Source organism: Archangium sp. (genome assembly GCF_057119385.1).
On the sequence record NZ_DBNGVP010000047.1, the window covers coordinates 1 to 21091 of the forward strand.

At 70.0% G+C, this 21091-nt stretch carries 17 protein-coding genes; 7 read left to right on the forward strand and 10 right to left on the reverse strand.

Translation table 11 applies throughout. The features are described from left to right. Positions 1–120 precede the first annotated feature (120 nt). Positions 121–849, reverse strand: a complete 729-nt coding sequence (locus AC16DP_RS10725) for a class I SAM-dependent methyltransferase (protein ID WP_414640717.1) — start codon at positions 847–849, stop codon at positions 121–123. 269 nt (positions 850–1118) lie between these two features. Here AC16DP_RS10725 and AC16DP_RS10730 point away from each other — a divergent pair, with 269 nt between their 5' ends. Continuing rightward, on the forward strand, positions 1119–2324 hold the full coding sequence (locus AC16DP_RS10730) for a saccharopine dehydrogenase family protein (protein WP_329728954.1): 1206 nt from the start codon (positions 1119–1121) through the stop codon (positions 2322–2324). A 61-nt stretch (positions 2325–2385) separates the two neighbouring features. On the opposite strand, the gene AC16DP_RS10735 is transcribed toward AC16DP_RS10730, so the two are convergent. After that, positions 2386–4383: a serine/threonine-protein kinase gene (locus tag AC16DP_RS10735; protein WP_329728955.1), complete on the reverse strand. Its 1998-nt coding sequence runs from the start codon at positions 4381–4383 to the stop codon at positions 2386–2388. A 258-nt stretch (positions 4384–4641) separates the two neighbouring features. Between AC16DP_RS10735 and lspA the strand changes: the two genes are divergently transcribed. After that, positions 4642–5133, forward strand: coding sequence for a signal peptidase II (lspA, locus tag AC16DP_RS10740; protein WP_329728956.1), 492 nt, complete (start codon positions 4642–4644; stop codon positions 5131–5133). Positions 5134–5244: 111 nt separating this feature from the next. On the opposite strand, the gene AC16DP_RS10745 is transcribed toward lspA, so the two are convergent. The 3 genes from AC16DP_RS10745 to AC16DP_RS10755 all read right to left on the reverse strand — a co-directional run bounded on the left by AC16DP_RS10745 (position 5245) and on the right by AC16DP_RS10755 (position 10868). Further along, positions 5245–8379: an efflux RND transporter permease subunit gene (locus AC16DP_RS10745; protein ID WP_329728957.1), complete on the reverse strand. Its 3135-nt coding sequence runs from the start codon at positions 8377–8379 to the stop codon at positions 5245–5247. An 11-nt stretch (positions 8380–8390) separates the two neighbouring features. Then, positions 8391–9578: an efflux RND transporter periplasmic adaptor subunit gene (locus AC16DP_RS10750; protein WP_329728958.1), complete on the reverse strand. Its 1188-nt coding sequence runs from the start codon at positions 9576–9578 to the stop codon at positions 8391–8393. A gap of 147 nt (positions 9579–9725) precedes the next feature. Beyond that, entirely contained in the window at positions 9726–10868 is a 1143-nt protein-coding gene (locus AC16DP_RS10755; RefSeq protein ID WP_329728959.1) for a cystathionine gamma-synthase, read from the reverse strand. A gap of 134 nt (positions 10869–11002) precedes the next feature. Between AC16DP_RS10755 and AC16DP_RS10760 the strand changes: the two genes are divergently transcribed. Both AC16DP_RS10760 and AC16DP_RS10765 read left to right on the forward strand, forming a co-directional pair. After that, entirely contained in the window at positions 11003–11977 is a 975-nt protein-coding gene (locus AC16DP_RS10760) for a class I SAM-dependent methyltransferase (RefSeq protein ID WP_329728960.1), read from the forward strand. Positions 11978–11986: 9 nt separating this feature from the next. Further along, positions 11987–12679 carry a hypothetical protein gene (locus AC16DP_RS10765; RefSeq protein WP_329728961.1) on the forward strand — a complete coding sequence of 231 codons (693 nt, stop codon included), beginning with the start codon at positions 11987–11989 and terminating at the stop codon, positions 12677–12679. Between the two features lie 8 nt (positions 12680–12687). Here the strand turns inward: AC16DP_RS10765 and AC16DP_RS10770 are convergent, their stop codons facing one another. From AC16DP_RS10770 to AC16DP_RS10780, 3 genes are read right to left on the reverse strand one after another with little or no spacing between them, the layout of a single operon-like run. Beyond that, a complete protein-coding gene (locus AC16DP_RS10770; protein ID WP_329728962.1) occupies positions 12688–13185 on the reverse strand; it encodes an FxsA family protein in 498 nt (165 codons plus the stop codon). Positions 13186–13194: 9 nt separating this feature from the next. Further along, on the reverse strand, positions 13195–13899 hold the full coding sequence (locus AC16DP_RS10775; RefSeq protein WP_329728963.1) for a DUF1499 domain-containing protein: 705 nt from the start codon (positions 13897–13899) through the stop codon (positions 13195–13197). A 42-nt stretch (positions 13900–13941) separates the two neighbouring features. Continuing rightward, positions 13942–14454 carry a hypothetical protein gene (locus tag AC16DP_RS10780; protein WP_329728964.1) on the reverse strand — a complete coding sequence of 171 codons (513 nt, stop codon included), beginning with the start codon at positions 14452–14454 and terminating at the stop codon, positions 13942–13944. A gap of 28 nt (positions 14455–14482) precedes the next feature. Here AC16DP_RS10780 and AC16DP_RS10785 point away from each other — a divergent pair, with 28 nt between their 5' ends. The 3 genes from AC16DP_RS10785 to AC16DP_RS10795 are packed head-to-tail and all read left to right on the forward strand — an operon-like array spanning position 14483 to position 17453. Continuing rightward, on the forward strand, positions 14483–15775 hold the full coding sequence (locus AC16DP_RS10785) for a class I SAM-dependent rRNA methyltransferase (RefSeq protein WP_329728965.1): 1293 nt from the start codon (positions 14483–14485) through the stop codon (positions 15773–15775). 39 nt (positions 15776–15814) lie between these two features. After that, positions 15815–16303 carry a YkgJ family cysteine cluster protein gene (locus AC16DP_RS10790; RefSeq protein WP_329728966.1) on the forward strand — a complete coding sequence of 163 codons (489 nt, stop codon included), beginning with the start codon at positions 15815–15817 and terminating at the stop codon, positions 16301–16303. Positions 16304–16358: 55 nt separating this feature from the next. Further along, a complete protein-coding gene (locus tag AC16DP_RS10795; RefSeq protein ID WP_329728967.1) occupies positions 16359–17453 on the forward strand; it encodes a glycerate kinase in 1095 nt (364 codons plus the stop codon). A 13-nt stretch (positions 17454–17466) separates the two neighbouring features. Here the strand turns inward: AC16DP_RS10795 and AC16DP_RS10800 are convergent, their stop codons facing one another. After that, a complete protein-coding gene (locus AC16DP_RS10800) occupies positions 17467–18381 on the reverse strand; it encodes a hypothetical protein (protein ID WP_329728968.1) in 915 nt (304 codons plus the stop codon). A 3-nt stretch (positions 18382–18384) separates the two neighbouring features. Continuing rightward, positions 18385–21054 carry a TonB family protein gene (locus AC16DP_RS10805; RefSeq protein WP_329728969.1) on the reverse strand — a complete coding sequence of 890 codons (2670 nt, stop codon included), beginning with the start codon at positions 21052–21054 and terminating at the stop codon, positions 18385–18387. Positions 21055–21091 lie beyond the last annotated feature (37 nt).

A 21091-nucleotide genomic window follows, 5' to 3' on the forward strand; every position in this document is an offset into this window, starting at 1 on the left:
GCCCGAGTACAACCGCCTCTACGCCCACCCCTTCACCTGGTCCTGGACTCGCGCCAAGATGCACTCGTGGGTGGACCGGCACCTGTCCTGACTATGTTGAAAAACTTGTCGGACAGTCCACTAGGGCCGGTACTCGTGAATCCACACGCGCTCGAGGCCCCAGGTGAAGAGGACCCGGTGGCTCGACAGGCGCACGAAGTCCTCCGCCTCGATGGGGTGCAGCACCGTGAGCACGCGCGTGCCGGGCGCACAGGTGCGCAAGCGCGCCACCAGCCGGGCCTTCGTCTCCGGGGTGAGCGCCAGCCAGTTGGTGAAGACGTGGGTGGCCTCCGACACGTCCGCCTGGGCCGCGTCCCCCTGCTCCAGCGTGATGCCGGCGGGCGCCAGCCAGTGCGCCATGCGCGTCACATGCTCGGCCAGCAACTCCACGCCCCTCGCCTCCGCCCCGAGCCACCGCGCCGCGAGCAGCACCCTCCCCCTCCCCGCCCCCAGGTCCACCAGTCGGCTGCCCGGGCCCACGCCCGCGCGCCGGAACACCCAGAGGGCCGACATGAGGGGCGTCTCCCCGTAGATGAGCTCGCGCATGCGCTGGCCCGTGGCCCGCAGCGCGAGCACCACCTCGAAGGAACGCCGGGCCCGGTAGGGCGAGCGCAACCGCTCGGAAAGCCACAGGCCCACATAGGGCCGCACCAGCGCGGGACGCCCCACCAGCAACACCGCGTCCGTCAGCCGGGTGATGAGCCCGAGCACCATCGCCCACAGCTGCACGGCGAGGCGCTGGAAGAACGGAAGCTCGAACGCCGCCAGGTCCTCCTCATCCTCCTTCTGGCTGGGGCGTGCGGGGGCCACGCATGCCATTCAACCCCATCCCCGCCAGCGGTGGAACCGCTGGCCTCCGCGCTCGATCGGATGGAGCACAACGCCGAGGCCCGCGCCCACAAGACCCGCGAGCCCCTGGGTGCCGGGGAGCGGTGGCTCCGGCCGGGGTACTGCTTCCTGGGTTGCCTGGCGTGGAGGAGATCCGGCCAGCCCTTCCATCGCATGCCCATCCCGTTCGGCCTTCCCATTGCCAGACACCCGCGGAGTCTCCAATCGTAGGGAGTGGCGGGGAGGCCATCATGAAGACAGACACCCTTCTCATCCTGGGGGGCTATGGCAACACGGGCCAGTCCATCGCGCGGCTGCTGCTGAAGGAGACGGATTGCCATGTGGTGCTCGCCGGCCGCGACCTGGCCAGGGCCGAGGCCATGGCCCGGGCGCTTGCTTCCAAGCATGGAAGCGAGCGCGTCTCCGCCGTGAGAGCCGATGCGGCGGATCCCTCCAGCCTGCGTCAGGCCATGGAGGGCTGCCGTCTGGCCGTCGTGGCCTCCAGCACGCCGGCATACGCCGGGCAGGTGGCCCGGGCCGCGCTCGACACGGGGACGGACTACCTGGACGTGCAGGTCTCGACGGCCAAGCTCGGCGCCTTGAGCGCCCTGGAGGAAGACATCCGCCGGGCGGGCCGCTGCTTCATCACCGATGGCGGCTTCCATCCCGGCCTGCCCGCCGTCCTCGTGCGCTACGCCGGCTCGCGCTTCGAGCACCTCACGCGGGCGGAGGTGGGCAGCGTCATCCGGGTCGAATGGGCCCGGCTGGATATCGGCGCGACCGCCATCGAGGAGCTCGTGGGGCTGGCGGGTTCCCAGATACTGGAGTTCCAGAAGGGCACCTGGCGGCCGGCACGCTGGACGGCCATGTGGACGCCGCGCACCATGGACTTCGGCCCGGTATTCGGCCGCCAGTACTGCGTGCCCATGTTCCTGGAGGAGATGCGCTCGCTGCCCGAGCTGTACCCGGGCCTGCGGCGGGTCGGTTTCTACGTCGGCGGCTTGAACTGGTTCGTGGACTGGGTGGTCTTCCCGCTGGCATGGCTGGCGATGCGCGTGTGGCCGCGGCGTGCGCTCCGCCCCATGGCCAGGCTGATGCATTGGGGGCTGTGCCGCTTCTCCAGGCCCCCCTATGGCACGCTGCTCAAGTTGGAGGCGGACGGCCTCGTACGGGGCACGGCGCGGCACCTCGAGCTCACGCTCTCCCATGCCGATGCCTACGAGCTCACGGCCATTCCCGTGGTGGCGTGCCTGCTGCAATACCTGGACGGCACCGCCCGCCGGCCGGGGCTCTGGCTGCAAGCGCACGTGGCCGAGCCGGAGCGGATGCTCCGGGACATGGAACGGATGGGAGTGGCCATCTCGTTGGTGGAGCCGGTCCCCGGCCGCGAGCGGACCGCCGAGGAGCACTGGGCGCAGACGCCCGCGCATTCCGTCACCCCCTCGGGCCCGGCCTGAGAGGCCTCGGACCGGGCCGCTGGGGGACTGACTAGAGCTTGCCCCCGGCAGAAAGCCCGCGTCACACACGAAGGGCCTCCGCGCCCAGGCACGCAAGGGCAGGCCCGTCTTCCGGTTGTCCCAGCTCCCCCAGCAGGCGGCCCAGACTCATCACCGCGCGCAACTCGAAGAGGCCCGCCCCCTGCTTCGCGGCGACGACGATGGCGCGCATGAGGGAAATCCTCGCCTGACGGTGCTTCCCCTGCGCTCGCAGCAGCTCTCCCCGCAGGCGGAGCAGCTCCGCCTCGAAGAAGCGCTCGCCCATGGACCGCAGCTCCCTCAGGCCCTCGCCCCGTAGCCGGGCCCGCAGTGTCTCCAGGCGCCGGGACGGAGACTCCTCCGGGCTGAAGTGAGCCACCTCCTGGAGCAGCTCGACCATGGGGTGGAGGACGCGGATGCTGGCGCGGAACCAGCACTGCACCCGCAGCAGGCGGACCGGCTCCCGGGACACCCGCTCGCACAGCTCCTGGATGAGGCGGGACTTGCCGATGCCCGCCTCGCCGCTCAGCAGGAAGAAGGCCCCCTGCCCGCGCCGGGCCCGCGCCCAGTAGTCCAGCAACCGCCCCAGCGCCCGCTCCCGTCCCACCAGCGGCGAGAGACGCCCGGCCACGCGCGTCCGCTCGAAGCGCGAGCCCACCTTCCTCTCGCGGCCCACGCGGTGGACGTGCATGTGGACGCTCCCCGACAACCCCTCGAAGGTACGGGACCCGAGCGGCTCGGTCTCGAAGGCGGTGCGCACCCGCTTGTAGACCGTGTCGCCGATGACCACTTCACCGGCCCGGGCCTGTCTGGCGAGACACACGGCCACCTTCGGGGCGTCGCCCTGAACCACCGGCCCACCTGCCCGCGATTCCGGCGAACGCAGGCCCACCGCCATCTGGCCGGTGTGGATGCCCGCCCTCACGGACAGCCCGGAGAGGGACAGCTGCGGCAGCTTGCGCGGGAGGGTGTCGCGCAACGTCCGGGTGAGCTGGAGCCCCACGCGCACCGCACGCTCCGAGTCGTCCTCTCGGGCCCGAGGACAGCCGAACCACGCCAGCACCGAGCCGCCCATGGACAGGGCCATGGTGCCTCCGTGCTGCTCGATGGTTTCCGCGCAGGTCTCCTGGAAGGCCGCTTCCAGCTCACCCAGCGCCTCCACCTCTCGAGGCACCTCCGGCCGGCGCGCGCGCACCGGAGGAACGGGCTCCGGGGAGGGCACCCAGGCCCGCAGCTCGGCCACGGTGGTGCCCGGGAAGGGCAGCCTGCCGGTGAGCAGCTCGTGGAGCACCACCCCGGCCGCCCACACATCGGTGCGCGCATCCTGGGGCTCGCCCCGCCACTGCTCCGGTGCCATGTAGGCGGGCGTTCCAGAGATGTCCAACCCTGGCCCGCGCTCGAGGCTGGCCGGCGCGAGGTGCGACAGCCCGAAGTCCAGCAGCTTCACCACCCCCTGCCGGGTGAGGAAGACATTCCGGGGCTTGAGGTCACGGTGGATGAGGTGGCGCTCATGCGCGTGCGCCAGGCCCGCGGTGATGCCGTCCAGGAGCTCCAGCGCGCGCCCGACGTCCACGGGCCCCCGCCTCAGCAGCGTGGCGAGTGATTCGCCCTCCAGGCACTCCATCACCAGGAAGGGGCGGCGTGGCTCCCCGGGGCCTCTGGCCCATTCGGTGACATCGAAGATCCGGATGATGTTCTCGTGGTCCAGCCGGGCGACCGCGCGAGCCTCCCGCAGCACCTCCTGCTCGACCCCCGCCCCGGCCAGGAGGAACTTGAGCGCCACCTCCCGGTGTAGCAGCTCGTCCCGGGCGCGGAACACCTGGCCCATCCCCCCTCCCCCCATCCACGTGAGGATGACGTACCGGCGGCCATCCAGGCCTCCCAGCCTGTCCCCGGGAACCGGCATCAGCGGTGGCGGCGGCGCGGGCGCGAGCAGCTCCACGAGGAATGAGTCCGTGCACCCGGCTTCCTCGAGAAGGGACCCATCTCCGCTCGTGGGAGGGCTTCCATGCCCGTCCGGCCAGGAGCCATCCTTGCTCATCGCCGTGCCTCCTCTCCTTTCTGCAGCATGACCCCCCCTGTGGGAGGTGGAAGGAGTTGCACGGAGTTGTGATGGGGAGGCCCGCCCAGGGAGGAAGCTCGAACGCCGCCAGGCCCTCCGCATGCCATTCAACCCCATCCCCCCAGCGGCGGAACTGTGAGCAGTTCGATGACTCGAGCCCACCGCCTGGATGGGAGGGGGCGCGTCTGGCATCCTCGGGGGATGAATCCATCGGCTCGTCGGTATCGACTCACGCTCGTGTCGCTGGTCCTCGCGGGGACGGTGGGCTGCGATCAGGCCACCAAGCAACTGGCCATCTCGCAGCTCCGAGACGAATCCACCCGGAGCTTCCTGGGCGGGCTCCTGCGGCTCACCTTCGCCGAGAATCCCGGCGCCTTCCTGAGCCTCGGCGGCAATCTTTCTCACTCCCTGCGATTCTGGCTGTTCATCGCGACGGTGGGCGTGCTCCTCCTCGGTACGCTGGTCTACCTCGTGATGAGCCGCCGGCTCGGACCGCTCCAGTCCGCGGCGCTCGCCCTGATCGTCGGAGGTGGACTGAGCAACTGGTTCGACCGTCTGGTGAACGACGGACGCGTCGTGGACTTCATGAACCTCGGCATCGGCTCCCTGCGCACGGGCATCTTCAACGTGGCGGACGTGGCCCTCATGCTCGGCGCTGGACTGCTGATCCTGGCCGGGCGGCGAGCCAACCTCCCTGGCGAACGCCAGGGGGATTTGGGCCGGGGATGACACGAAGCGCGAGGCCCTCGGCCGGGATTCGAACCCGGGTACTTCCGATACCCTCACCCCGTCCCTCTCCCGGGGGGAGAGGGGACATTGGGCGAAGTGATGCGCCCCCGTTCAATTCGTGGCTTCGGGGAGACGCACCTCTCCGGTGGCCACGGGCCTCGGGCTGAGCAGCTTCATGATGAAGACGTAGAAGACCGGCACGAAGATCACCGCGAGCACCGTGGCGGACAGCATTCCCCCGAGCACTCCCGTGCCAATGGCTCGCTGGCTGGCGGCGCCGGGCCCGGTCGCGATGGCGAGCGGAACCACGCCCAGCGTGAAGGCCAGCGACGTCATGAGGATGGGACGGAAGCGCAGCTGCGCGGCCTCGATCGCCGCGTCCAGCAGCGGCCTGCCCTGCTCCCGCAGCTCCTTGGCGAACTCGATGATCAGGATGGCGTTCTTCGCCGACAGGCCGATGATCGTGATGAGTCCCACCTTGAAATACACATCGTTGTCCATGCCCCGGAGCATGACGGCCAGCACCGACCCGAGCACTCCCAGGGGAACGACGAGCAACACGGCCAGGGGAATGGACCAGCTCTCGTAGAGGGCGGCCAGGCACAGGAACACGAACAACATGGACAGGGCGATCAGGAACGGCGCCTGCGAGCCCGACTGGATCTCCTGCAGGGATTGCCCCGTCCAGTCGTAACCGAACCCGCGCGGGAGCTGGCTCGCCAGGCGCTCCATCTCCTGGAGGGCTTCACCGCTCGAACGGCCGGGCGCCGCGTTGCCGCCGATGCGGGCCGAGGGGTAGCCGTTGTAGCCGATGACCTGCGAGGGCCCCATCCGCCAGTCCACCGTGGCGAAGGCGGAGAGTGGCACCAGGCTCCCCTCGCGGTTGCGCACGTCGAGCGCGAGGAGATCCTCCGTCTGCATGCGCCGGCTCCCCTCCGCCTGGATGATCACCCGCTGCATCCGGCCCGCGTTGGGAAAGTCATTGGAGTAGGCCGAGCCCAGGTTGGTGGACAGGGTCTCGTTGATCTCCGCGAACGTGATTCCGAGCGCACTGGCCTTCTCGCGATCGATGCGCAGCTCCACCTGCGGCGAGCTCTCCAGCCCCTCGAACGCCACGCCGGAGAGGATGGGGCTCTGGGCGGCGGCCGCCACCAGTTGATTCCTCGCGGCGGTGAGCGCCTCATGCCCCAGACCCGCCCGGTCTTCCAGCCGGAAGGCGAAGCCCCCCGTGGTTCCCAGTCCCTCGATGGGGGGAGGCGCGAACGCGAAGATGAAGGCATCCCGCACCGCCGAGAGCGCCCCGTTCACCCGCGCGGCGATGGCACCGGCGCTGTCCTTCGCTCCTCGCTCCGACCAGGGCTTCAGCGTCGCGAAGCTCAAGGCCGCGTTCTGTCCCTGGCCGTAGAAGCTGAATCCCAGGATGGCCACGACCCGCTCCACGCCCGGCTCCGCCAGCAGCGTCTTCTCCATCTGGACCACCGCGTCCAGCGTCCGGTTGACCGTGGCCTCCGCGGGCCCCTGCACCCCGAGGATGATGAAGCCCTTGTCCTCGCTCGGAATGAAGGACGAGGGGAGCTGGACGAACAGCCAGCCGAGGGCCGCGAACACCGCGGCGTAGACGACCATGAACCGGCCGGCGCGATGCAGGGTGCGGCCCACGAACCCACGGTAGGCCTGGGACGTGCGCTCGAAGCCGCGGTTGAACCAGCCGAAGAACCCCGTGCTCGCGTGCACGTGCCCCCGGGTGACGGGCTTCAGGAAGCTCGCGCAGAGCGCCGGCGTCAGCGACAGGGCGAGCAGCGCCGAGAACAGGATGGACACCACCATGGTCAGCGAGAACTGCTTGTAGATGACGCCGACGGAGCCGGGGAAGAAGCCCATGGGCACGAAGACGGCGCTGAGCACCAGCGTGATGCCGATGACGGCGCCGGTGATCTGCTTCATGGCCTTCTGCGTGGCCTCGCGCGGAGACAGGCCCTCCTCGCTCATGATGCGCTCCACGTTCTCGATCACCACGATGGCGTCATCCACGAGGATGCCGATCGCGAGCACCATGGCGAACATGGTGAGCACGTTGATGGAGAAGCCCATGGCGAACAGCACCGCGCAGGTGCCGAGCAGGGCGATGGGAACGACGAGCGTGGGAATGAGCGTGTAGCGGATGTTCTGGAGGAACAGGAACATCACCAGGAAGACCAGCAGCACCGCCTCGGCGAGCGTCTGGAGGACCTTCTGGATGGACACGCCCACGAACGGGGCCGTGTCATAGGGAATGTCGTAGGCGATGCCCGGTGGGAAGAACCGGGACAGCTCCTCCATCTTCGCGCGGATCGCCGTCGAGGTCTCGAGGGCATTGCCCGTGGGAGACAACTGGATGCCGATGGCCGCGCTCGGCTGGCCATTGAGCCGGGAGGAGAGGGTATAGCTCTGCCCGCCCAGCTCCACACGGGCCACGTCCCGCAGGCGCACGGAGGAGCCATCCGTGTTCGCGCGAAGCACGATGGCGCCGAACTCCTCCGGCGAGGTCAACTGGCCCCTCACCAGCACGGTCGCCGCGACCTTCTGGGTCGCCGGTCCGGGGGGAGCGCCGAGCGAGCCCGCCGCGACCTGGGCGTTCTGCGCGCGAATGGCGTTCATCACGTCCTGGGTGGTGAGGCCCACGCCCCGCAGCCGGAGGGGATCCACCCAGATGCGCATGGCGCGCTCGAAGGAGAAGGGCTGCGCCCGGCCCACGCCCGGGATGCGCCGCAACTCATTGACCACGTTGCGCGAGACGTAATCCCCCAGGCCGAGCTCGTCGATGGCGCCGTCCGTGGAGCGCAACGTCACCAGCATGAGGAAGCCACTGCCCGCTTCCTCGATCTGCAGGCCCTGCTGCGTCACGACGAGCGGCAACCGGGGCTCGACCCGTTTGACCCGGTTCTGGAGCTCCACGGCGGCCAGGGCGGGATCCGTCCCCGGCTCGAAGGTCGCGGTGATGGTGACCGCGCCCGTCGCCTCACTGGTCGACTCGAAGTAGAGCAACGACTTCGTGCCGTTGAGCTCCTCCTCGATGATGCGCGTGACGCTCTGGTAGAGGTCCTCGGGCGACGCACCCGGATAGTAGGTGGAGATGGTGAGCTGCGGCGGCGCCACGGTGGGGTACTGCGACACCGGCAGGTTGGGGATGGCGAGCACGCCCGCCATGATGATGAACAGCGCGATGACCCAGGCGAAGATGGGCCTGTCGATGAAGAAACGAGGCATGGCGGTGGGCCCTATCGAGGCTGGGTGGGGTGGAGGCCGGCGCCAGGCACGCTCCAGGCCACGGGCTTGACCGGCGAGCCCGCGCCGAACTTCTGGAAGCCCTCGACGATGACCTGATCTCCCGCCTTCAGGCCTTCCTGGACCACCGCCTGCTCCTGGTAGACGCGCGAGACGCGCACCGGACGCACCTCGGCGGTGCCGTTGCCCGCGACCACGAAGACCTGGGACTTGCCCGAGGTGTCGCGCTGGATGGCCTGCTGGGGCACCACGAGCGCCTCGCCCTGGGTGCCCTGCTCGACGCGTCCCCGCACGTACATGCCAGGAAGGAGCTCGCCCTCCGGATTGGGGAACTCACCGCGCAGCGTCACCTGGCCGCTGCCAGGGTCCACCGCCACGTCCGAGAAGAGCAGCCGCCCCGGCTTCTCATAGAGGGAGCCATCGTCGAGGACCAGCTGGACGTTCGCCTGCTCGGGCGTGCTGCCCTGGATGCGCCCGTCCTTGACGGCCTGGCGCAGGCGGCGCAGCTCCATCGCCGGCTGGGTGAAGTCCACGTAGACCGGATCCAACTGCTGGATGAGCGCGAGCGCCGTGGGATCTCCCGCGCTCACGAGCGCGCCTTCCGTCACCAGCGCCCGGCCGATCCGTCCCGCGATGGGCGCGCGGATCGTCGAGTACTCCAGGTGGAGCTCCGCGCGGCGCACCGCCGCCTTGGCCGCCGCCACATCGGCCTCGGCACGCCGGAGGGCCGCCTGGAGCGTCTCGTGCTGCTCCTGGGTGACGACACCGTTGGCCAGCAGCTTCTCGCCCCGCTCCGCCTGCTGGAGCGCCTCCGCGGCCGTCACCTCGGCCTTCGCCAACACGGCCTTCGCGCTGGCACGCTCGACCTCGTACATGGATGCGTCGAGCTTGAAGAGCACATCCCCCGCCTTCACGCTGCCTCCCTGCCGGAAGACGCGCTCGACGATGATGCCGGACACGCGCGGACGCACCTCGGCGCTCCGCGTCGGAGCGATTCGCCCCGGCAATTCATCGAGCACCGGAATGCTCGAGGGTTGCACCGTGACAGTGCCCACCTCCACGGCCGGAGGCGCGGCGGACGGAGGAGGCGCTTCGGATGGCTTGTCGCAGGCCGCGCCCCCCAGGAAAGACACGAGGGCGAGGGCGGAGAAGAGGGGCGTCCGGTTTCGAGCGGGGTGCATGAAGACGTTCCTGGACCGGCCACTCAGCGGCTCGCGGTCAGGCGGGAAGGTTCGGTATTTGGAAGGGGACCCCTTCGTACTACAGAGGTCACTTCGGAAGGAACCTCCACGCTTGGAACACAAAGGGCTCCCGGATTCGAACCCGGCTCAGGCCACGTCGAGCGCCTGCTTCAGGTCATCCACCAGGTCCTGCGCGTCCTCGATGCCCACCGACAGCCGGATGAGCCCGTCCGAGATGCCCAGCAGCTCGCGCGTCTCCTTGGGCACCGACGCGTGCGTCATGATCGCCGGGTGCTCGATGAGCGACTCCACGCCACCGAGCGACTCGGCGCACGCGAAGATCTTCACCGTCTTGAGGAACTTGCGCGCCGCCTCCAGCCCGCCCTTGATGTCGAAGGTCATCATCCCGCCGAAGCCCTTCATCTGCTTGCGCGCCAGCGCGTGCTGGGGATGGCTCTCCAGGCCCGGGTAGGTCACCTTCTGCACCTTCGGGTGCGTGGCCAGGAACTGCGCCACCTTCAGCGCGTTCTGCGCGTGGCGCTCCATGCGCACGCCCAGCGTCTTCACGCCGCGCAGCACCAGGAAGCAGTCCATCGGGCCCGGCACGCCGCCCACCGCGTTCTGCAGGAAGTACATCTTCTGCGCCAGCTCGTCGTTGCTGGTGCACACGAAGCCACCCACCACGTCGCTGTGGCCGTTGATGTACTTCGTCGTCGAGTGCGTCACCACGTCGAACCCCAGGTCCATCGGACGCTGGAAGTACGGCGTCATGAACGTGTTGTCGCACACCGACAGGATGTTCCGCTTCTTCGCCGTCTCCGCGATGCGCGCCAGATCGATCAGCTTGAGCATCGGGTTGGTGGGCGACTCCACCCACACCATCTTCGTCTTCGGGGTGATGGCCTTCTCGAAGTTGTCCGGGTTGGACAGGTCCACCCACGAGAAGCTCAGCCCGTGGCGGCGGAAGACCTTGTCGAAGATGCGGAAGGTGCCGCCGTACACGTCGTCGGACACCACCACGTGGTCCCCGGACTCCAGCATGTGCATCAACATGTCCGAGCCCGCCAGACCCGAGGCGAACGCGAGGCCATGCTTCGCCCCCTCGAGCGCCGCCAGACAGTCCTGGAGCGCGTTGCGGGTGGGGTTCTGGGTCCGGCTGTACTCGAAGCCCTTGTGCTCCCCGGGGCCCGCCTGGACGTAGGTGGAGGTCAGGTAGACCGGCGTCATGATGGCGCCCGTCGTGGGATCCGGCTCCTGGCCGGCATGAATCGCGAGGGTGTCGAAGCGCATGGCCGGGGGCCTATCACACTCCCCTTCCCCCCGGGAATGTCGGCCCGGGCCCGTCCGCCCGTCCGGAAGACTTGCTCCCCGGCGGGGACTCGGAGAAGAGAGGGCCGCGGTCGTACCGGAGAGGACAGGCAGTCATGACGCAGGGCAGCGGAACGGCGGTGGGGATGTTCGAGAACCGCCTGCGCAAGAACGTGAAGCACTTCCGCAAGTGGGCCAAGGCCCGCGGGCTCACCGCCTTCCGCGTGTACGACCGGGACGTCCCCGAGTACACCTACGCGGTGGACCTCTACGCGGACCATGTGCACCTGGTGGAGTACCCCCGCCGCCGGGCCCTCAAGAGCCTGGAGGAGCAGCGGGCCGAGGTGCTCGCCGCCGTGACGGCGGTGCTCGAGGTGCCCCCCGAGCGCGTCCACGTGAAGACGCACCTGCCCCAGCCCTGGGGCCGCTCGCAGTACGGCCGGGTCGGCGAGGGCACCGAGCGCCTCGTGGTGGAGGAGCAGGGGCTGAAGTTCTGGGTGAACCTCGGCGACTACCTCGACACCGGCCTCTTCATGGACCACCGGCTCACGCGCGCCCGCGTGCGCGACGAGGCCAAGGGGAAGAGCTTCCTCAACCTCTTCTGCTACACCGGCGCCTTCACCGTGTACGCCGCCGCGGGCGGAGCCTCGCGCACCCTGAGTGTGGATTTGTCCAACACCTACCTGGACTGGGCCGAGGAGAACCTCGCGCTCAACGGGCTGTCGGCTCCGCGCCACACCCTGCTGCGCGCCGATGCCATGGCCTGGGTGCAGGACCAGCGCCAGGACCCCGAGCAGACCTTCGATCTGGTGGTGTGTGATCCGCCCTCATTCTCCACCTCGAAGAAGATGCAGGGCTCGTTCAACGTGCAGCGCGACCACGTGCGCCTGCTGGAGGGCATCCGCGAGCTGCTCAACCCCGGCGGCGTCCTCTACTTCTCCACCAACTTCCTGGGCTTCGAGCTGAAGGACTCCGCCGTCCGCGGCTACGAGGGAGTGGAGGAGCTCACCCCCGGCTCCATCCCCGAGGACTTCCAGCGCCAGGAGATCCACCGCTGCTGGCGCATGGTGGCGCCTCCCCGGGTGGGATAGATCGGAGCCATGCTCGCCGCCCTCTCCGTGCTCGCCCTGCTGCTCTCAGCGACCCCTCCCGTCCAGGTGACCGCGCTCGCCGTGGACGTGGACTTCGTCTGCCGCTCCCCGAGCACCCAGAGCCTCATCCTCCCTCCCAAGGCCCAGGCCCAGCTCGAGGTCCCCAAGGACTGTCCCGATGCCCGCGCCGACTGGCGCATCTCCGTCGACTGCGCCGGCGAGAAGCGCTGCTCCGGCGACATCCGCACCCGGGAGGCCGTCATCGCTCGCATCGAGGGCTCGCGGAAGCTGCTCACCGTCACCCCCGTCTCCGAGCAGCACCCCCAGACCCTGGACTTCCTGGCCGTGCGCATCACCGGCCAGCACTCGCTCGCGCTGGAGGCTCCCCTCGAGCACCAACCCCCCGTGCAGCTGTTGCTCCAGCTTCCCGCGGTCACCGGCGTCTACTCCCTCTCGCCCTCCAAGCCGGAGCCGCTCCTGCTGGATTTCGAGCACCGCGGCAAGCGCCTGCGGCTGTACGCCAGCGCCACCCGCACGGATGCCACCCATGTCCGGCTCCAGCTGTGGAACGCTCGGAAGGAGCTGCTGCTGGATGCGAATCTCGAGATGGACAAGCCCCGCGAGCTCGAGTGCCAGCGGCTCGAGGACATCTGCGAGGGCGTCATGAAGTTCTGGGTCCGCGAGTACCAGCGCGTCCTCTGAGGGGAAATTCACTCCTCGGTGAACTCCGCGTCCGTTTCAGCTCCCGGTCTCCGGTCGATCCGGGGCTGTGAGACTCGAGGCTCGAAGGGATTTGCTCCCGGGAAGGATTCCGACTGGAAGGTCGTGACGCGCAGCGTGCCTTCCGCCATGCGGCGCTCGAGTCTCCGGCGTACCACCGCGGCCACGAGCCGGCGCGTCGGCGGGAACAGCAGGAAGAGCCCCACCACGTCGGTGAGCACCCCCGGCGACACCAGCAGCACCCCACCCACCAGCACCAGCACTCCGCCGACCAGGCCCTCCTCCGGCATGCGGCCCTGCGCGAGCGACTCCTGCCAGCGGCGGAGCACACGCAAGCCCTCCTTCTTGGCCAGCCAGGCCCCCACCACCCCCGTGAGCAGCACCCCGCCTACCGTGGGCCAGAAGCCCACCTCGCGGCCAATGGCCAGCAGCAGGTACAGCTCGATGAAGGGAACGACCGTGAACGCCAGGAGAAGGTACTTGAACACCTGCCCAGCCTAACGCCCGGAGGCCGCCAGCGCCTGGAGGAACGCATGGATGCGCGCGGCGTTGGCTCCCAGGTCGCCCCGCCCCACCCTCGACTTCGAGCGCATGTCCACCCGCGAGCCCCCTCCCTCCTCCGGCCGCACCCGCACCACGAAGTCGTCCCGGAAACGGAACAGCCGCGTCTCGGCGAAGCCCTCCAGCGTGCGTCCCTGGGCGTCCACGTGCGTCACCGTCCACCCCGGCTGCGCCCGCGCCAGCTCCACCGCTCGCGCGAACACCACGTCCGGCGGCTCGGCCTGCTTCAGCGACTTCAGGTCCGGGTAATACGCCCGCACCACGCCCTTGAAGTCCTCGGGGTACTCCAGGTTCCTCCCCGCGTTCTCCGGCAGCGTCCCCGCGTGCGTGAAGACGGGCACGTCCTGGAGGTCCGTGCTGATGTCGTTGATGGGCGGCTTGCCTCCCCCCGCGAAGGCCGGCGTCAGCACCGACACCAGCGCCAGCGTCCCGAGCGCCACCGCCGTCATCCCCGGTGCCACCCTCCCCCTCACCGCGGAGACGATCCCCGCCACGATGCCCACCAGGCCCACCGGCGCCGCGCTCGCGAACAGCAGCAGCGCCTTCATCCCAGGCACGAGCCCCACCAGGGCCAGCAACGGCCCGAGGACGAGCAGCAACACCGCCAACAACGAGATGCGGACGGACCAGGAGCGGAACATGCCGCAGCCATGCGTCAGCGCCGCCGCGAAATCCAGCCTTTTTCAGCCGCCGAGCTGCTCATTCATCCAGCTGACCACCAGGTACAGCAGCGTGAAGAAGGCCAACGCCCCGAGCACGAACTTCGTCGTCGGCTGGAAGCCCTCGTCCGTGGACGTGTCGATGGGCATGGCCGAGGCCAACCCCAGCATCTCCCCCGCGTAGCGCGCCGTCCGCTCGTACTGGTCCGCCACCAGGCCCTCGTCGTGGGCGCCGAGCTCGCGTCCCAGCTGCGGATCGAAGAGCCGGACCTCGGCCTCCCGCGCCAGCTCCGCCCCCTTGGAGACCACCTCGCGGATGAGCTCGGTCCGGTGCTCCAGCGGGATGCGCACCTCGGTGGCCACCCACTGGCCCCCCTCGCGCAGCGGGTGCACCTCCACCGAGCCGTGTTCTAGCAGCCAGGTCCGCCCACCGCTCGGCCGGGCCTTCGCCCCCCGGGCTTCCAGGAGGGCCTCCACCCGGGCGCTGTCGAAAGGCGTCCCCGGGACCATGGATTGAAGGAGCAGGTCGTATCTCACGCTGTTTGGAGTATACGCCGCACCAGCCATGCCCAAGCCAACCCCAGGACCCCGTCACGATCGCCGCCCCGGTGGCCCCCCCGGCCGCAACAAGCGTCCCCCGCAGCGCCCGGAGAAGCCCGCCCAGGACCGGACCACTCCGGACATCGGCCAGGACGGTCTCCCCCAGGTCTCGCTCGTCCGCCGGGGGGTCGAGCGCTGGCAGGCCGGCCACCCGTGGATCTACCGCGCCGACCTCAACGGCGACCCCGCCCTCCAGGGCGGTGAGGTGGTGCGCGTCGTCGACGCCCGCGGCTGGTTCCTCGGCAAGGCCTTCTATTCGAAGCACTCCAAGATTTCGCTGCGCTGGCTCTCCTACGAGGACGTGCCGGTGGACACCGACTTCTTCCGCCAGCGCCTGGCCCAGGCTGACGCGATGCGCCGTCGCGCCCTGCCCGGGGAGAACACCTACCGCGTGATACACGGTGAGGCCGACTTGATCCCCGGCCTCGTGGTGGACCGCTACGGCGACTATCTGAGCGTGCAGTTCCTCATCGCCGGCACCGAGCAGCGCAAGCAGCTCCTCACCGACCTGCTCGTGGAGCTGTTCAAGCCGCGCGCCATCGTCAACCGCTCGGACGTGGGCGTGCGCGCGCTGGAGGGCCTGCCCCAGGAGAAGGGCGTGCTGTACGGCACCCAGCCCGGGCCCGTGCCCTATGACGAGGGCCTGGTGCGCGTGCGCGCGGACCTGCTCGAGGGCCAGAAGACGGGCTCGTTCCTGGACCAGCGCGAGAACCACGTCATGGCCTCGCAGTACGCCTTCGGCGAGGCGCTCGACTGCTTCTCGTACGTGGGGGGCTTCGCGCTCCAGCTCGCCACCCGGGCCGAGAAGGTCACCGCCGTGGAGATCTCCGAGCAGGCCGCCGCCCAGCTGCGCGAGAACGCCGCCGCCAACAAGCTGCCCAACGTGGACGTGGTGGTGGCCAACGCCTTCGACTTCCTCCGCGACGCCGTGGACGAGGGCCGGCGCTTCGACACCATCGTCCTGGACCCGCCCTCCTTCGCGAAGAACAAGGACGCCATCGAGGGCGCCCTGCGCGGGTACAAGGAGATCAACCTGCGCGCCATGCAGCTGCTGCGGCCGGGCGGCTACCTCATCTCCGCCAGCTGCACGTACCACATCGACGAGCAGGGCTTCGAGGACATGCTCGCCTCGGCGGCGGCGGACGCGAAGCGGCGGGTGCAGATCATCGAGAAGCGCGGGGCGGGCAAGGACCACCCGGTGCTGCTCAGCCTGCGCGAGACGCGCTACCTGAAGTGCTTCGTCCTGCGCGTGTTGTGAGCCGGCCCCTCCCGGTGGGATGATCCCCGTCGCGAGGTCATGCGACACACCGACTGGGAAGACGACACGGACGAGGCCCCCACGGCCACGGGCTCGCGCGAGGAGGCGCGGGCCCTGCAGGAGCTGCGCGCCATCTACCGGCAAGCGGATGCGGCGTACGCGCCCTTCTCGTGCCCGGCGAGCGGCGAGTGCTGCCAGCTCTCCACGACGAAGCGGCAGCCCTGGCTGTGGTACCCCGAGTGGCTGATGCTGGCCCGCCACCATCCGCTGCCGCCCCCGAGGGAGGACGGCGGCTGTCCCTACCTGGACGCCGCGGGCAAGCGCTGCACCGTGTACGCGGAGCGCCCGTTCGGCTGCCGCACCTTCTTCTGCGAGCGCATCCGGGGCCCCGCCCGTCAGCCAGCGGACACGGTGACCGCCCTGCTGGTGCGGCTGGAGCGCGTCTCGCAGCGCCTGCTGCCATCGTTGACCGGACCCCGTCCCATTCTCGAGTGGCACGCGGAGGCCATCCGCGAGGAGGAATCATGAGCCCCATGCCGTGGCGCAGTGCCGAGTCCGGGGAGCGCATGGCGGAACCCACGCCGTGACCCGCTGGCTCGTCGCGCCGCAGGAGTTCAAGGGAACCCTCACGGCCGCCGAGGCCGCCACCGCCCTGGCCGAGGGATTGCGCCAGGGCGCGCCCGGCGTGGAGCTGGACGTGGCGCCGCTCGCGGACGGCGGGCCGGGCACGGTGGACGCGCTGCTCGCGGGCCTGGGTGGCGAACGGGTGACGAGCACCGTCCCGGGGCCGCTCGGCGCTCCCGTGCGAGCCACCTATGGGCTGCTGGACTCGGGGCGCACGGCGGTCATCGAGATGGCCGCGGCCTCCGGGCTGTCCCTGCTCGCGCCCGGTGAGCGAGACCCCCGGCGTGCCTCCACCGAAGGCACCGGCGAGCTGATGCGCGCGGCGCTGGAGCGGGGTTGTGAGCGGCTCATCCTCGGGCTCGGAGGCAGCGCCACCAATGATGGGGGCACGGGGGCACTCACGGCGCTCGGGTTCCGGTTCCTTGATGCACAGGGGGCGCCCCTGCCTCCGGGTGGGGCCGCGTTGAAGCGGCTCGCCCGGGTGGACACGAGCGGACGTCACCCGCGGCTCGCGGCGGTGGAGCTGCTGGTGGCCACGGATGTCACCGCGCCGCTGCTCGGGCCAGACGGAGCCTCGCACCTCTTCGGCCCGCAGAAGGGCGCGGACGAGGCCGCGGTCGCCGAGCTGGAGTCGGCCCTGGCCCGGCTCGCCGAGGTCGTCGCCCCCGGACTCGCTGGCACGCCGGGCGCGGGGGCGGCGGGAGGTTTCGGTTACGGGCTGCTGGCCCTGGCCGGAGGGAAGATCGTCTCCGGGTACGAGCTGGTGGCGCGGACGCTCCGGTTGTCCGAGCGGCTCGCCGCCGCGCAGGCCGTGCTCACGGGAGAGGGCCGCTTCGACCGGCAGACGGCGCTCGGAAAGGGTCCCGGCTCGCTGGCGAGGGAGGCACGGGCACTCGGCAAATACACTGTGATGTTCGCGGGAGCCGTCGCGCCCGGCACGGACGGTGGGCCCTTCGACGAGGTGGTCGAGGTGTCCGCGCTCGCCCCGCCCGGAGCCTCCCATGCCGAGGCCCTGCGCCACGCCGGTACGGGGTGGGCCGCCCGGCGGCGGTAGAACGAACCACGGCTCACGGCGTGTACTTCACCGTGCGCTCCACCCAGGACATGCCGCCGCGCCCGTCACGCGCCACCATCCAGAAGCGCACCTCCTGGGCCTGCGCGTTGCGCGCAGGCGTCCACTCCACCCGGTGCCGCGCCACGCCGCCACCGAAGTCCGCCCCGCCCGTCTGGTTGGGCGAGAAGCTCCCCAGCGTGGTGTGCCACGCCACCTCCCACGCCTCCTGGAGGTTCAACGGCTTCAGCTCGAAGGAGGGCACCACGTACGCCTCCTCCCGGCCGGTGAGATCCGGCACGTTCATCTCGAAGGGCCCCGGGCCGGACAGCTCGCGCGGCACGCCCGCAACCCACGGCTCGCCCTCCAGCAACAGGTCCGGCAGCTCCGGCTGCACGTTGGGCTGCATCTCCGGGAAGAAGCGGCAGCCGTACACCATCAGCTTCTGCGCGTAGACCTGCTCGCTCCCGCCGCGCACCCACAGCACCAGCGGCATCCGCACGCCGCCCAGGCCGTTGTAGAGGTCCTTCTCGAGCACCCGCTGCACCAGGAAGGTGCCGTCCCCCAGCCGAGACGTGCCCGGCCCCGGGAACAGGTCCACCACCAGCTCGCCGCCCTTCGTCACCCCGCGCGCCAGCTCCACGCGGTCCTCGCGGCAGGTGTCATCGTCCTGCGAGGCGCAGGCCCACAGGGTGTAGTCCAGCTCGCGGCCCTCGCCGGCCGGGTCCGGGATGAGCGCGGTGAGCCGCACCGGGCGCACCAGCGTGTCGGCGAGCACGGCGGGATCGGTGGAGCACGTGTCGGCGAGCAGCTCGGGCGGATCCAACCGCATCGCGAGCACGCGCAGGTCCTTCACGTTCGACGGAGTGTCCTCGGGCCCCACACAGGCGGCGCACAGGAGCAGGCCCAGCAGGGCGGACAGGTGGCGCATGGCTCAGAAGCTCCCCTTGACGCCGACGACCGGGAGGATCGGGATGCCGGGCACCTCGAACTGGTCGCGGTAGCGGTAGTCGTAGAAGGTCGCCTCCACGTTGGAGGCGTTGTAGACGTTCTGCACGTCGATGTAGGCGTTGAGCGTCCAGCTCTGGAAGATCCAGTTCTTGTCCAGCCGGAGATCCAACTGGTGGAAGGGCTGGAAGCGGGTGGAGTTGGACGGGCCGAAGGTGCCGGTGAAGTTGTTGCGGTCCACGTCGTAGCGGTCGAACGTGTGCTGCAGCGGCGTGGTGGGCCGGCCGGTGACGTAGCGCATGCGCGCGCCCAGTTCGAAGCCATGGGGCAACCGGTAGCTGGCCACCGCGGTGAGGATGTGCGTCTGATCGAACGTGGTCAGGCGGTAGTCATTGCTGCCCACGCGCCGCTGCTCGGAGCGGTTGAGGGTGTAGGCCAGCCAGCCGAAGAAGTCGCGCGTCACCGCGTGCCGCACCATGATCTCCATGCCGTAGGCGCGCCCCAGGCCGCGGTTGGAGTACTGGTAGCGCGTGAGCGTGCCGTCCTCGTTGCGCACCGTATCGCCCGGGGAGACGACCAGGTCATAGCGCCGGTTGAAGTAGCCGGTGACGTCCACGCTGATGGCGTCGGTGAGCTGCTGCTCCACGCCCGCGCTCGTCTGGAAGGAGCGCTCGTGGGTGAGGGCCGGGTTGCCCAGCGGCGCCGGCTCCAGGTTGAAGGCCTCCGGCGGCTGGCTGTAGAGGCCGAGGCTGCCCTTGAAGGCCGTCTTCTCCGTGGGCTGCACGCGCACCCAGAGCCGAGGGTCATAGGCGAAGCGATCCTGCCCGTAGATGCGGGCATACGAGGCGCGCAGACCGGGCGTCACCGTCACGGGCCCGGCCTTCAGATCCACCTCGGCGTAGAGCGCGCCGTCGAAGGTGTTGGCCACGCGCCGGATGTCCTGCAGCTCCACCTTGGGCTCGGCGCCGGGGAAGGACGGGTACTGGATGCCGCCGATGAACGGAACCTTCCCCTCGCCCACCAGGTGCTCGAACTTCACGTCCGCGCCACCGCGCGCGGTGAGCCAGGGCAGCACCTCCAGGGCCAGGTCCTGGCGCGCGCCGAGCGACCAGACGTTCGCATCCAGCTTCGTCTCGCCGAAGCCGAAGCTGGCCAGGTCGTAGCCGGCGTAGGGGGTGAAGACGGAGGTGAAGCGGCCGTTGCGGTACGTCCAGTCACCCTTGATGCGGTGGAAGAGCGTGCGCGCGTCCACGGTGATATCGCGGTTGCGTCCGCCGCCCGAGGCCACCACGTTGAGCAGGTCATCCGAGCCGAAGGCCATGATGTACCCGGAGTGGCGTCCGCCAGTCCCGGGCTCGCTGCCCCGCTTCGCGCCGAAGTCCACGCGCACCTGGTAGTCCCAGTAACGCGGCAGCACGAGCAGGGTGCCCCCCTGGGGATCCTCGGGGAGGACCGCCGGCAGGAGCACGTCCACGTACGAGCGGCGCGCGGCACCGGCCACGGAGATGCCCTCGGTGACGGGGGCCTCGAGGAAGAAGCCCGAGTCCAGCAGGTCCACCTTCGCCGAGCCATGCAGCGTATCGGTGGAGCCCTTGCGCGTGGCCACGTCCACCGCGCCGCCCACGGCCCGGCCGTAGCGGGCCCCGAAGCCACCCGGGTAGAAGTCCACGCGGTCGATGAACTCGGCGTTGAGCACCGAGGGTCCACCGCCCAGGTGGTAGAGGAGCGGCACCTCCACGCCGTCGAAGAAGGTGAGCGTCTGGTCCGGCGCCGCGCCGCGCACGATGAGCTGGCCGGAGATGAAGGGCGCCCGCGCCACGCCGGGCAGGTTCTGCAGCACGCGGATGGGGTCGCCGAAGGAGCCCGGCACCTTCTGCAACTCCTGACGCTCGAGGGTGCGGCGCACCACTTCCTTCTTCTCGCGCGCGCCGCGCACCACCGTCTCGTAACCCGGGGCCTTGGGCATCAGGTAGAAGATGACCTCCGTCGTCTCGTTGGGGGCGAGCTCCTCCTTGGTGGTGAAGAGGTGGAAGTCATTGGCCACCACGCGCACGTCACAGGTGCCGGGCGTCACCTTGAGGGTGAAGCGGCCGTCCTCGTCCGAGAGCGCCTCGGGGGCCTCGGGGTCGTCTCCACAGCGCACGGTGGCACCGCCCACGCGCGAGCGGCTGCCACGCGCCAGGAGCTGTCCGGTGAGGGTGGCCTCGGGCGGGGGTGGCGGCGGAGCGGACTCGTCCACCTTCGGCGGCTGGAGGACGAAGTTGTAGACGTACTGGATTTGAATGGGGGCCGGCGCTCCGTCTACCTCGGCCGGTGAGAACTGGAACTGCCGCACCGCCGCGAGCGCCGCCTCGTCGAAGCCATCGCCCACGGGCGTCACCACCTGCGCGTCGGACACCTGGCCCTTCTCGTCGATGGTGACGAGCATCTCCACGGCGGCCGTCTTCCCGGCCGCGGCGGCCTCGGCGGGGTAGACGGCTTCCACGGTTTGAATGAGCTCGGGTGCCTTCGTCAGCACCGGAGTATGGACACCGGCGTCCACCTCCTCCCGGCGTGCGCCGTCATAGGCCTGGGCCCACGCGCGCACGGAGGAAAGGGAGAGGACTGCGAGCAGCAACCAGAGGACGGAGCGATTCGAGGCCACGGTGGGGGGCATTTAAGAGGGACTTCCTCGCCGGACAACCAGGAATTCT

What these genes read in the sequence shown, in the direction of transcription:
- AC16DP_RS10730 (WP_329728954.1), top strand. Translation starts at nt 1,119, where the DNA reads ATGAAGACAGACACCCTTCTCATCCTGGGGGGCTATGGCAACACGGGC.
- AC16DP_RS10735 (WP_329728955.1), bottom strand. Translation starts at nt 4,383, where the DNA reads ATGAGCAAGGATGGCTCCTGGCCGGACGGGCATGGAAGCCCTCCCACG.
- AC16DP_RS10745 (WP_329728957.1), bottom strand. Translation starts at nt 8,379, where the DNA reads ATGCCTCGTTTCTTCATCGACAGGCCCATCTTCGCCTGGGTCATCGCG.
- AC16DP_RS10750 (WP_329728958.1), bottom strand. Translation starts at nt 9,578, where the DNA reads ATGCACCCCGCTCGAAACCGGACGCCCCTCTTCTCCGCCCTCGCCCTC.
- AC16DP_RS10755 (WP_329728959.1), bottom strand. Translation starts at nt 10,868, where the DNA reads ATGCGCTTCGACACCCTCGCGATTCATGCCGGCCAGGAGCCGGATCCC.
- AC16DP_RS10760 (WP_329728960.1), top strand. Translation starts at nt 11,003, where the DNA reads ATGACGCAGGGCAGCGGAACGGCGGTGGGGATGTTCGAGAACCGCCTG.
- AC16DP_RS10765 (WP_329728961.1), top strand. Translation starts at nt 11,987, where the DNA reads ATGCTCGCCGCCCTCTCCGTGCTCGCCCTGCTGCTCTCAGCGACCCCT.
- AC16DP_RS10775 (WP_329728963.1), bottom strand. Translation starts at nt 13,899, where the DNA reads ATGTTCCGCTCCTGGTCCGTCCGCATCTCGTTGTTGGCGGTGTTGCTG.
- AC16DP_RS10785 (WP_329728965.1), top strand. Translation starts at nt 14,483, where the DNA reads ATGCCCAAGCCAACCCCAGGACCCCGTCACGATCGCCGCCCCGGTGGC.
- AC16DP_RS10790 (WP_329728966.1), top strand. Translation starts at nt 15,815, where the DNA reads ATGCGACACACCGACTGGGAAGACGACACGGACGAGGCCCCCACGGCC.
- AC16DP_RS10800 (WP_329728968.1), bottom strand. Translation starts at nt 18,381, where the DNA reads ATGCGCCACCTGTCCGCCCTGCTGGGCCTGCTCCTGTGCGCCGCCTGT.
- AC16DP_RS10805 (WP_329728969.1), bottom strand. Translation starts at nt 21,054, where the DNA reads ATGCCCCCCACCGTGGCCTCGAATCGCTCCGTCCTCTGGTTGCTGCTC.